The sequence below is a fragment of the Desulfovibrio simplex genome, assembly GCF_055387835.1.
Window position 1 is genome coordinate 635,192 of record NZ_AP042377.1, and the last position, 11,420, is coordinate 646,611.

Below are 11,420 nucleotides of genomic sequence, written 5' to 3' on the forward strand. Positions count from 1 at the left end.
TGCGTACTTATAAACACATAGTGAATGAATATGTTTTGTGGCGAAAAAAATCGTGTGGTCACGTTTTTAAAAATACCGATACCAAGTTGCGTCTTGAAATCCTCATCTGTAATCAAGTAAAATAAAAATTTTTATTTGACGGTGTATGTTCTGGTGAAGCGAACTGTCCACTGCCTGGGTGCTGACAGTGTTTTAGTTCTGTTATCTTAATAATTGGAGGGCATATGAGATGTAGGCGTGTGGTATTCCTGCTCGTTATACTGCTGTTGCAGACAAGTGGGGCATGGGCGCAGGAGGAGGGGGCAACAGAGGTCTTGTTGACGCCGCTTGAGATGACAGAACCAAAAAACACCATTGACCATATCACCCAGACAGATATGGAAAGAAAGACGGCCATCAATCTGTGGGAAGCCCTCAGGGGGGTGCAGGGCGTATATCTTCAGACAACCGGGGGCCGCAACGAGGGCACCATTGGCATCCGTGGATCAAACCGGTATCAGGTCGGCATGTATATTGACGATATACCCATTGCCACCGCGTATCGTAACGAGTGGGATTACAATAACACCCTGACCTATGGCCTTGAATCCATAGACGTCTCAAAGGGGTACAGTTCTCCCTTGCTTGCGAGCAACAACAACCTGGCTGGCGTGGTGAACCTGCGCACTGCCAAACCCAAAAAAGAATTTGAATTTTCCGCGAAATACCTGAATTTTTTTGACCGCAGAATGCACGATCAGGGCCGCATGGCTGCCACCAGCATAGGCACGCGACAGGAACGTTACTACCTGAAAGGCACCTTTGTGTATGACAATCAGGATTTTTTCACCCTGCCCGAAGGGTTTGACGCCGCACCCTACCAGGGAACGGGACGCCGCAAAAACTCCGACCATCAGAATCTGAGCGCCAACATCATTGGCGGCTGGACCCCCAGTGAGGATGTGGACATCATGGTCGGCTACATGCGGCAACACTTTAAAAAAGGGCAGCCTTTCGACGCCGCCGAGTATCGCCCCGGGCCGGACGGCAAGCAGGCATATCCCTTTCAGCGCTCTTGGTACTGGCCGGAATATGAAACCAGCCGCCTCTATACCAACGCCAATTTTAACCTGAGCAGGCAGGCCCACCTCAAGGCCGTGATGTACTACGACTGGCATCAGGACAAGTCTGAAAGCTACACCGACATAGCCATGACCAAAAGGGACTACCCTGATAAAAAGTACGATCAGTACACGGTCGGCGGGCAGTTGACCTTTGACTATGCCTTCAACGCGGCCAACAAGCTGGCGCTCTCTGCCGGCTACCGCATCCTTTCGCACAAAGAGTATAATGATTACGCTGTGTTTGATGATACCGGCCTGAAGCCAAACCAAAAAAAGAAAAAGGCCGACGTCGGCGAGAAGCTGGATGAGCATATTTCGGAAGGGTACTGGGACCTTGGCGCGGAATATACCCTCAAACCCATTGAGCGCCTGACGCTTGTTTTTGGCACGAGCCTCAGCACCCTGACCCCCATGACGCTTGAAAGCCGCGACCATACGACAGATGCCATGAATTCTTATAAAAAAGGGCTGGACGACACCAAGACCCTGTTCAACTACCAGGTGGGCGCGTTCTACGACCTTACCGAAAAGCATGAAATTTTTGCCACCTTTGCCAAAAAATCCCGGTTCGCCACCATGCGCGAACGGTTCCTGAGAATTGGCGACGCTCCTGCCAATCCCGATTTGAACCCCGAACACGCCTATCATTATGAGCTTGGCTACAAGGGCCTTGTCAGCGACTGGCTCAAGCTCAACACCAGCGTGTACTACAGCGACGTCAGCGACATGATCACGTCCAAGGGGGTTAAGCCGAACGTAACTTTTGAAAACCTCGGCAGGGCCACATTCTATGGCTTTGAGGCTGGGGCGGAGGCCGTTATCAGTCAGTACTTCAGCGCGGGCGCTGTGTTCAACTATATGCGCTGGAATAACTGCACCAATGATGAAAAGATTGCCCAACTGCCCGAAATAACCAGTACCCTTTATGGAGTTATCACTCCTGTGGAAGGGTTATCCATCATTCCCCAGCTCAACATCAGCAGCGGCTTTTACTGGAATACCTCCGCTGATGACGTCCCGTACAGAAAGTCTCCCAACTTTGCCACTGCGGATATCAAGGCGGTGTATGACATCAACAAGAACTTCTCGGTGGAAGCTGGCGTGAAAAACGTGTTTGACCAGGAATATGCGTACAGCGCCTATTATCCGGAACCGGGCCGGAGCTACTTTGTGGGCGTGAGCGCCAATTTCTAGGGAAACGCTGATTTATTCCGTTTGGCGGCGTTGCTTCACTTTTTTTGAAACAGTCGAGGACGGAAGAGTCCACTCCTGCTTCAAAAAAGATCGCGCCTTGCCAAACGAGATAACTGCGCGTTTCCAGGAGGCTCTTTAATCAGTGCTCCCCTAGCGCTGATTCTGATATGCTTGACTTACTGTGAAATCTGCGGCTTCAGCCGTTGCCATGCGTGTAACGGCTGAAGCGCATCCTGCGTTCATAGAGGTAGCCGTACCGTGGGGACAACGTCGACGTAACATCGGCGCAACATAGGGCGCAAAGCGCTGGTCTGGTGCTCCGCTTACCTGGAGGGCCGGGGCGACATGCCGAAAGGATGGTGACTGTGCAGATCCGATTACTTGCCTCAGGGCTGCTTGTGCTGTTTGTCATGCTTGTCATGCCGTGCCGCGTCGGCGCTGCGGCGGGCTCTTCTGCCGCGTCAGAGAGCGGAGCGGCGGTGGAGGATGCGCGCAGCGTGTATTGCGCCACCCCGCCTTCCACATTTACGCTGTACGCCTTTGCGCCGGAGCTGCTGGCTGGCTGGAATACGCCCCTTCGGGATTATGAAAAAAAATTCATCCCCGCCCGGTACCACAATCTGCCGGTTCTGGGTGGCTGGTACGGCCAGGGGTTCATCCCCGACAGGGAAATGCTGCTGGCCAGCGGCATCAAAAAAGCCTTTTACCTGTCTATGGGCCCGCACGACCGCCTGCCCATTGAACAGACCCTGACCAGCCTTGGCATGCAGGTAACCAGCGTGCCCGGCGCGAGCATGGCGGACATGTCCTCCTGTTTTCTGGCCATGGGCCGGGCTTATGGCCGTGAGGAGCGTGGGGCGGCGTTGGCTGCCTATGCAGCGCAGACGCTTGAAAAAGTGTCCCACGCCATGCGGGAGCTGCCCAGGGAAAAATGGACAAGGGTTTATGTGGCCCTTGAGGCCGATGGTCTGGCCTCCGTCTGCCGTAAGTCGCAGAGGGCAGAGGTGTTTGCCGCCGCCGGGGCCATGAGCGTGCATGACTGCCCGCCCGGAGCGGAGGAAGCCTTTTTGCGCGTGACCTTTGAGCAGTTGATGGCCTATGACCCGGAAGTCATACTGGTTTTTCATCCGGCGCTCATGCGCCGCATCCCCACAGACTCCAAATGGGCGGCCCTTTCCGCCGTGCGCCAGGGCAAGGTGTACTTTATCCCGCGCGGGCCGTTCAGCTGGCTGGAGCGTCCCGCCACCTACATGCGGCTGCTGGGCGTGCAGTGGCTTGCAAACAAACTGCATCCCGACCTCTACCCTGTGGACATCAAGGCGGAGAGCAGGCACTTTATGAAACTTTTTTTCAACCTGGAGCTTGATGATGCCCAGGTGAATGACTTTTTTGAGCCGTATGGCACATTCTAAAAAAATCCTGCTCGTACTGAGCCTGCTCCTGCTGGCGGCCATCGTGTTTGCCCTGCCCATGGGCCGTTACCCGCTGGCCCTGGGCGATCTTTGCCGCAGCCTGATGGACGCGTGGGCGGGGCGTCCCTTGAATGAAGAGCAGAGCCGGCAGCTTTTTTTGTTCTTTGACCTGCGTCTGCCGCGCATCGGTTCGGCCCTGGTGGTGGGAGCCTGTCTTTCCGCTTCGGGGACGGTGTACCAGAACATGTTTCAAAATCCCCTCGTATCGCCGGGCATACTGGGCGTGCAGCACGGGGCCGCTTTTGGCGCGGCCATTGGCATTGTGTTTTTTTCTTCCTGGCCGCTGACGCAGGCCCTTTCCTTTGCTGGCGGCGCGCTGGGCGTGGGGCTTTCGCTCTTTTTCGCGTGGCTCTATCCCAGAGCGCGGTTTTTGGCCCTTGTGGTGGGCGGCCTTGTGAGCAGTTCGTTCTTTGTGGCCCTGACCTCGCTTGTGCAGTATGTGGCCGACCCCAACCGCCAGTTGCCGGAACTTGTGTACTGGCTTATGGGCACGCTGTCCCGCGCGGAACCGCGCCATCTGGCCTGGAGCGCCCCTCTCATGCTGGCCGGGCTGGCCTATATCTGCCTCAATGGCAAGGCGGTGAACGCGCTCGCCATGGGGGACGACGAGGCCCGCGCCCTAGGCGTGCAGAGTACGGGCATGAAGCTGCGCCTCATCGGCGCGGCCACCCTGATCTGTTCGCTTACCGTGGTGCTTGCCGGGGTCGTCAACTGGGTGGGGCTGGTCATTCCGCATGTCATGCGCTTCATAAGCGGGCCGGACAACAGGGTGGGGCTGACAGCGTCAGCCCTTGGCGGGGCGCTTTTTGTGCTGCTCACAGACACGCTCATACGTTCGGTCTGGACAGTGGAACTGCCGCTGGGCATTGCCACATCACTCATCAGCATGCCGCTTTTTGCCTTCAGCCTGTGGTACGACTGGAAACGACGATGATAGAAATCCGCAATCTTACCGTCAGCTATCACAGTGCCCCTCCGGTGCTGAAAAATATTTCCCTGCACGTAGACAGGGGCGAGGTGGTCAATGTGCTTGGCCCCAACGGCTGCGGCAAAACAACGCTGCTCAGGGCGCTTCTTGGGCTTTTGCCCGCGCCGCCCGGCAGTATCCTGCTGGACGGCCGCCCTCTGGAAACAATCCCAAGGCGCAGTCTGGCCCGCAGCCTCGCCTATGTGCCGCAACAGCATGCCGGGGTTTTTGGCTTTCAGGTGCTGGATGTGGTGCTCATGGGCCGCACCGCGCGCAGCCCCTGGTTGCGGTTTTCCGCCGAAGACCGCCAACAGGCCATGGCCGCGCTGGAAAAAGTGCGCCTGACCCATCTGGCGGACAGGTCGTATCTGGAGCTTTCCGGCGGGCAACGCCAGATGGTGCTGATCGCGCGCGCTCTGGCGCAGGACTGCGGGGCGCTTGTGATGGACGAGCCCGTCACGGGCCTGGATTATGGCAATCAGTTTCATCTGCTTGACCTTATTGGCGAACTGGCCGCATCGGGTCCAGCTATTCTGCTCACCACGCACCATCCGGAACAGGCCGTCTACCTCGGCGGGCGGGCCGTGCTGTTGAAAGACGGCATACTGGTGGCGGATGGCGCTGTGGCATCGACCATTACCGAAGATCAGGTGCGCAAGCTCTATGAACTGCCGCCCAGGGCCGAAGCATGGATGCGCCTGACCGGGACCAGTGCGCCATGAGCCATTCAGATGTTGAAGAAGCCGCCCTCGGCATGCCCCAGGTTGCGCAGGCGCGCGGCAAGTCGGTAATTTTCGGCAATGTGCTGGTCTTTCTGCTTTCTTTGACGCTCCATACGGTCGCGATCGCCGCCTTGTGGTTTCTGGCTGTTCCCGCATCGGGCGCGGGGCAGGGCGGTGGCGCGGGCGGATATATCACGGTCAGCCTGCTGGGCGGACTGCCCGGCGATTCGGGCGGCGCTGGTTCCGGGGCCGTGTTGCCCGGTGACGCGAATGCCGCCGATGCCGCAGCCACCTCAGCGCTCGAATCCACATCCTCTACAGATGCCAAGGCCCATGAGCCTCCCGCCGTCACGCCTGTTCAGGAGGCTGTGCCTGCCGCTGATCACGTGACGCAGCGTGCAGAGGCCGCCCCTGCTGAGCCGTCTGTTCCTGTGCCGGACGCGGCTATCCCTGTGCGCACGGCAAAGCCCGTTCCAAAAGACAAGCCCGCCGCCTCCCAGCACACCCGTCCGCAGCCAGCCAACCAGCCCGCCACTCCCTCCGCGAAAAAGCCCTCGCGCGAGCAGGCGCGGCCAGCCAGCCATGGCCTTGGGCAGCAGGGTGAAAAAGTCTCAAGCCCCGGCCATGAAGGGGGCGGCATGGCAGCGGGTCGCGGCGGTCAGGCTGGCGGCCAGAGTGGCGGCCAGAGTGGCGGTCAGGCAGGGCAAAAGGGCGGTGAAGGCGGCGATGAAAGCGGCGCTGCCGGGCAGGGAGGTTCTGCCGGATATCTGAAGGGAAATTACGAGTACATCAAAAAACGTGTCAGGCAGTATCTGGTCTACAGTCCGCAGGCCAAACGCATGGGAATCCAGGGCATGGTGACCGTGTCGTTTACCATACAGCAGGACGGCAGGGTCAGGGATGTTGCGGTCAGTAAAAGCAGCGGTTACTCTTTGCTGGACGAATCCGCCCTTGAGGCGGTGCGCAGTGCGGCGCCCTTCGCAGCGCCGCCGGAGGCGGCGCGCGTGATCATGCCCGTGCAGTTCAGCCTGAGGTAGCGAGGTAGTTATGGTTATTGCAAGAACTCTGCTTTTTCTTTTTCTGCTTTTTTGTTCCGCCGTCCCCGTTCTGGCGGATGTAAAAATATTTGTCACCAATGATGTTCATGGCTATGTGGCCGACAATCCGGAAAAAAAGAACATCGGTTATGCCCGGCTCAAGGCATTGGCCGATGGCGCGCGGGCCGAGGGCCACACGGTGTTTATCCTGGATGCGGGAGACGCCTTCAGCGGCAGCGCCTTTGCGCAGATCGACCAGGGGCGCTCCGTGGCAAAGCTTATGGGGCAGGTGGGCTACCGCGTACTCACGCCGGGCAACCACGCCTTTGATTATACCCTGTCTGAAGGCCCTTTGTACTATGGCAATGAATTGCTGCGCCTGGTACGTGAAAACAGCCCCGGCAAGGTTGACGCCGTGGCCGAAAATCTCACGTACAAGGAGGCCGATCCTCCCGGCATGGTCACAGAGCCTGTGGTCATTTATGATGAAACAGCAAAAAATCCACAGGGTATGCGCGTCATCGTCACAGGCGTCATCACGCCATATTCCGTGAAACCCGGCTTGCGTCAGGCGCTGGCGGACTACGACTTCGACTTGAAGCCAACCCCCGCGGCCACCAAAAAAACCATTATTGACCGGCTGACGCAGTCTCTTGCGCCGTATGACAGGCCTCAGGATGTGGTCATCGTGCTGAGCCACCTTGGCTATGCCGGGCCCAAAGGCGACAAGGACGGCCGTATCACCGGGCCTGATGTGGCCGCCGTGCCCAACGTGGATTTTGTGGCAGACGGGCACAGCCACAAGGCCGTGGCCCCGAACCGCGACTACGGGGCAATGTACGGCAACGGCGGGCGCTACCTTGAGCATTTCATGGTGATCACCCTTGACGGCAAGAAGGGCGACATGGCGCTCAAGTCGTACGCTGACGTGGCGGACGTTGTGCCGGACAGGGCCATGACGGACAGCATACGGCAGATTGATGCCGCACAGGGCCTTGAGGAAGTTATTTTCACATCTCCCGACGACAGTGTTTTCAAGGACAGGCATTTACGCAAGGACAGCACGCCGCTGGGCCGCCTCATTTGCGAAAGCATGGCAAAGGCTGCCGGGGCTGCCATCGCCCTGCACACTCCTGGCGGCATACGCGCGGGTTTGCCCGGCGGGCCTGTGCATCGGCGTGACCTGCTCGATGTTCTGCCCTTTGACGACAGGCTTGTTGCCGCCGAAATGACAGGCAAGCAGATTGCCGATGTGTTCATGCGCGGTATCGGACACGGAGGACGTGGCTTGCCGCAGTTTTACGGACTTGATGTCTGGGCCTGGCGGGATGGGGACGACGCCCTGCATGTGGCCGGGCTTCGCCTCACGAGCGGGGAACCACTCCAGCCGGACAAAATGTACCGGGTGGCCCTTAACGGGTTTATGGCCAGAAATATGGAACTGCCAATAAAAAAAGATCGTGGAAACCTTGTGGATGCGTTGGAAAAACAGTTGAAAAAGGGTGTTGACGCCGAGGCCCTGAGGACGGGCAGGAATTTGTTCGTTTTTGCGGACAAGGCAGCGGCGGAGGCGGCGTTTAACTCGGGCGAGGCTCGTTAGAGCAATTTCACTTTGAAATTGCTCTGCTGACGCGAAGGCGGCAGCCGCCACAACGTGGCGTGGATTCTGGCGAAAACCACGTTTTTCGCCAGAATGATGTGTTGAAACAGGGACTGTTTCAAAAGCAAAATGCTCTAGTGGCGGTAGCCAGCGTGGGCGATATTTTGGGCGGCCACACAGTTTTATAGACCGGTAGCAAGCTTTTGGGCTATTCTTAGGCTTAGTTTGGGCCGCCTGCGCGGCGGGCGGCAGAGGGGGCCTGTTAGGGGCTGCGCCCCTCCGAGGCCCCCTCTGCACTCCCCCCGGACGACCCCCCCAGGTTTTCAATTTCCTTAATCTGGCGAGGGCTGCGCGGCTTTTGCTCCGGGAGCTTCCTCGCTTTGCTCGGTGATCTCCCTCCGCGCCGCGCAATGCCATCAAAGAATTTGGCCGCGGCCCAGTCCGGGCAGTCTGCCAACCATCCGTCGAACTGCCACCAAGATAAGATTGAGTGCTGTTCAGATTGTCGGCTGCAAATCATCCGCCAATGCCACCAAACGGGATTAGAGCAATTTCACATTGAAATTGCTCTGGCGACTGCGTAAGCAGGCGCCCGCCGCGAAGGCGTAAGCGCAGTTTATCTGCGCGGTTAAACGCCGTAGTGAGCGTGCCTTAAACTTTGAGAATGTATATTCTCAAAGTTAATCTGTTCTAGTTCTGTTCATATTGAACTGTGAGCGAGCGATTCGGTGCAATGCCGCCAATGGGATCAGCTGCTGCCTGATCGGGAGGTCAAGGCAGAATGACAACGTTGAAACGTGAAGCATTTCAACGTTGCTGTGAGCTGGTCCAGAACATGAGGGTGGCTTTTGACTGCACGCTTTCCCGCACCCGGCCGTCACGGCTCAGTTCCGTCAGTTTGCCGGTCAGACTTTTCTTTTGCCGCGGGGTGAGCGGCCCCATGCTTTCAAAATAGCGCAGATACATCTGTTCAGCCTCTTCAAGGCTGCTGTCGCTCTCCCACGCGCGGTCCATATATTCCACTTCGGGGTAGTATCCCATAAGCCAGAGAATATTGAAGGCGCAATAAAAACTGCGGCTTATGCGCTCTTTGTGCGCGTCCCAGTCTACCAGCGTTTTGAGTTGGTCACGCACCGAGTGGCGGGTATCAATCTGGCTTATTATGCAGCAGCAACCGCAGGAGGCTGCGATCATTTTTTCCAGGGCAGCCTTGTCATTGACTGCCGGAGTTCTGGAGGCAAGAACCAGTTGAAACTGGTTGCGCCAGCCCAGAGCGTCCAGATCGGCAGCGGCCCAGTCCAGCAGCTGAAAGTGCGCGTTGGCGCATCCGTCCCGCGCGGCATTTTCCCTGGCGAGTTCTATCATGGTGGGGGCAATGTCAAAGCCCTCCACGCGGCTCACCAGTGGAGCCATTTCAAGGGCGTGGCTGCCGGGGCCGCAGCCGATATCAAGTACGGACGCCGACGGATCAAGCCCCGCCTTGCGGGCGATGTGCTCCACAAGCAGACGCCGGTGTTCGCGTGAGGCATCACCCCGGATGTGTTCGTTGAACGAAGGTGCGCGTTTGTTCCAAAAGTCTGCCATGCCGGTTCGCTCCGGCTGGTAGTCTACCCAAAGATTTTCAAAAGTGCGCATGGTTAGTGGCATGATTCAGCCACCATATTCACCTTTTGACCACCGTGGCCAAAAATGGCCTCACAGTTGTCGTTCTTGAGGGCAGCGCCCATCTTTTCAGCGTCAACCACAACCAGACCCGAAAGGGAGCGCACCCCGTGCGCGAACAGCAGGGGGTTCATGGGCGTGCTGGGACCTACCATATAAACCCTGGCGTTGGCGCTCAGTTCCAGCAGCCTGGTGATGGTTTTATTGATAAAGGTAGTGCCGGTAATAAAAACAAGGTCTTGCTGTGGCAAAATATATTCCGCCGCAGTGTCCGGCAAATCCCCGGGTTGGGGCTGGCGCTCAAGGATTGAAAGTTCACAGTGCGGACGCAGCCGCGCAAGACCGGGAAAATGCCCGATAACCGTTACTTTTTTGCCCTTTGCCTCTGAAAGAAAAAAGTCAAAGGCATCCCCGTGGCGACTGTCCAGCGCCGTGCGCAGGGGACTTGTCTTTACAAGGGCCAGGGTGTTATTGGCGGCGTTAAGGGCGGCAAGGCCGATGGAGGCGGCGTTGAAGTTCCAGGACTTGATCATTTCCGCCACACGGCGCAGGGGCTGGCCCGCCATGTCATGACAGGACCGGGCAGAGTCGGACGCACCCGGAGCAGGGGGAAAATACTGCGCCATCCCTATGCCGCCGCTGTCTGTTTCTACCATGAGCCAGTGTTTGCCGCACGTGAAGGATTTGACCAGAGCCGTATCGGGCACAGAGTCAAGCAATGCATCGTACAAAAACCAGCGGTCAGTCATGGCGAACCTCAAGGGGGCGATAGTAAGCGCCATCGGCACAGGCGCGGCAGTATGTCTTGCCGTCCCGCAAGATTTCCTTGCAGTCCAGCACATCCTCGCCACAGGCGGCACAGGTGCATACGCGAACAGGCGGGCCGGGCAGTTCGCCCTCCGGCATGTCTATGTGCACTTCCTGCCACGCAAAAATGTCATCGTCGGCGTATTTTTCCCAAAAGGCTATCTGCTCGTGTTTGGGCACATCGTGGGGAGGACGGTCGGATGTGGTCACGTGTACCCTGACTGCCCGGCCGCTCTTAAGATCCAGAAAAGACATGGCGGTTTTACCATATCCGTAGACCTTGACCCGCCTGCGCCCCAGAGTCACGCCTGTGACCACATGAGCAGCATCAGCCACACATCTGTCGGTTTCCAGAAAAATAACAAGATCCCTCAGGTTGTCTTCTGGTTTCAGATCAAGCAGTCGCAAAGCCATAAGGGCCATGCGGATGCCCAAGACTTGCCCGCTGCAAATGTGACCGTGGTACTTCTCAGCCTTTTCAAGAAATGGTGTGATGTTTGTCATGGTCATACTGTAGTTGTGGTGTATGATATAGTTGCATAAACCTGTCCAGTGACACGAAGCCTGTCAGTGTGTTATTGGGGGGTAATGAATGTGTATTCAGTATTGTTATAGCATTATTTACGACGTGTCACGTCTTTGTTGCATTTTTGATGATCACGATTTTGCGGCAACCGTGACTATTGTGAATATGAAAAATGTACTCATTCCATTCTTTATTCTTAATGGAGATTGCAGGGGTATGTCGGGCTGGAGCGGATAGTCTTTGAGGCTCGTGTTGCCTGAAAAAAACTGTCTCTGGAACGCAAGATCAAGGTCAGAAGACACTTGGAGCAGAGTAATGTGGGGAATGTGC

Annotated in this window: 9 protein-coding genes; 6 read left to right on the forward strand and 3 right to left on the reverse strand. The window is 57.2% G+C overall.

All coding sequences use genetic code 11. The features are described from left to right. Positions 1-224 precede the first annotated feature (224 nt). From ACZ5DH_RS02550 to ACZ5DH_RS02575, 6 genes are all read left to right on the forward strand, one after another. The gene (locus ACZ5DH_RS02550; RefSeq protein ID WP_464255589.1) at positions 225-2,297 is read left to right on the forward strand and encodes a TonB-dependent receptor; all 2,073 of its coding nucleotides are present in this window, start codon (positions 225-227) and stop codon (positions 2,295-2,297) included. 365 nt (positions 2,298-2,662) lie between these two features. Beyond that, positions 2,663-3,709 (forward strand): ABC transporter substrate-binding protein, encoded by a 1,047-nt coding sequence (locus ACZ5DH_RS02555; RefSeq protein WP_464255590.1) that lies wholly within the window; start codon positions 2,663-2,665, stop codon positions 3,707-3,709. Next, positions 3,696-4,703: a FecCD family ABC transporter permease gene (locus ACZ5DH_RS02560; protein WP_464255591.1), complete on the forward strand. Its 1,008-nt coding sequence runs from the start codon at positions 3,696-3,698 to the stop codon at positions 4,701-4,703. Before ACZ5DH_RS02555 ends, ACZ5DH_RS02560 begins: the two co-directional genes overlap by 14 nt. Beyond that, positions 4,700-5,458 (forward strand): ABC transporter ATP-binding protein, encoded by a 759-nt coding sequence (locus ACZ5DH_RS02565; protein WP_464255592.1) that lies wholly within the window; start codon positions 4,700-4,702, stop codon positions 5,456-5,458. The genes ACZ5DH_RS02560 and ACZ5DH_RS02565 overlap by 4 nt, the downstream gene beginning before the upstream one ends. Beyond that, positions 5,455-6,495 carry an energy transducer TonB gene (locus tag ACZ5DH_RS02570; RefSeq protein WP_464255593.1) on the forward strand — a complete coding sequence of 347 codons (1,041 nt, stop codon included), beginning with the start codon at positions 5,455-5,457 and terminating at the stop codon, positions 6,493-6,495. The genes ACZ5DH_RS02565 and ACZ5DH_RS02570 overlap by 4 nt, the downstream gene beginning before the upstream one ends. A 10-nt stretch (positions 6,496-6,505) precedes the next feature. Continuing rightward, entirely contained in the window at positions 6,506-8,095 is a 1,590-nt protein-coding gene (locus ACZ5DH_RS02575; protein ID WP_464255594.1) for a bifunctional metallophosphatase/5'-nucleotidase, read from the forward strand. Positions 8,096-8,902: 807 nt separating this feature from the next. Here ACZ5DH_RS02575 and ACZ5DH_RS02580 read toward each other — a convergent pair. Genes ACZ5DH_RS02580 through ACZ5DH_RS02590 form a run of 3 tightly spaced genes read right to left on the reverse strand, consistent with a single transcriptional unit; the run spans position 8,903 to position 11,068 of the window. Then, positions 8,903-9,742 (reverse strand): class I SAM-dependent DNA methyltransferase, encoded by an 840-nt coding sequence (locus ACZ5DH_RS02580; RefSeq protein WP_464255595.1) that lies wholly within the window; start codon positions 9,740-9,742, stop codon positions 8,903-8,905. Then, positions 9,733-10,506 (reverse strand): Rossmann-like domain-containing protein, encoded by a 774-nt coding sequence (locus ACZ5DH_RS02585; RefSeq protein ID WP_464255596.1) that lies wholly within the window; start codon positions 10,504-10,506, stop codon positions 9,733-9,735. Before ACZ5DH_RS02585 ends, ACZ5DH_RS02580 begins: the two co-directional genes overlap by 10 nt. Then, entirely contained in the window at positions 10,499-11,068 is a 570-nt protein-coding gene (locus ACZ5DH_RS02590; RefSeq protein ID WP_464255597.1) for an FmdE family protein, read from the reverse strand. Before ACZ5DH_RS02590 ends, ACZ5DH_RS02585 begins: the two co-directional genes overlap by 8 nt. Positions 11,069-11,420 lie beyond the last annotated feature (352 nt).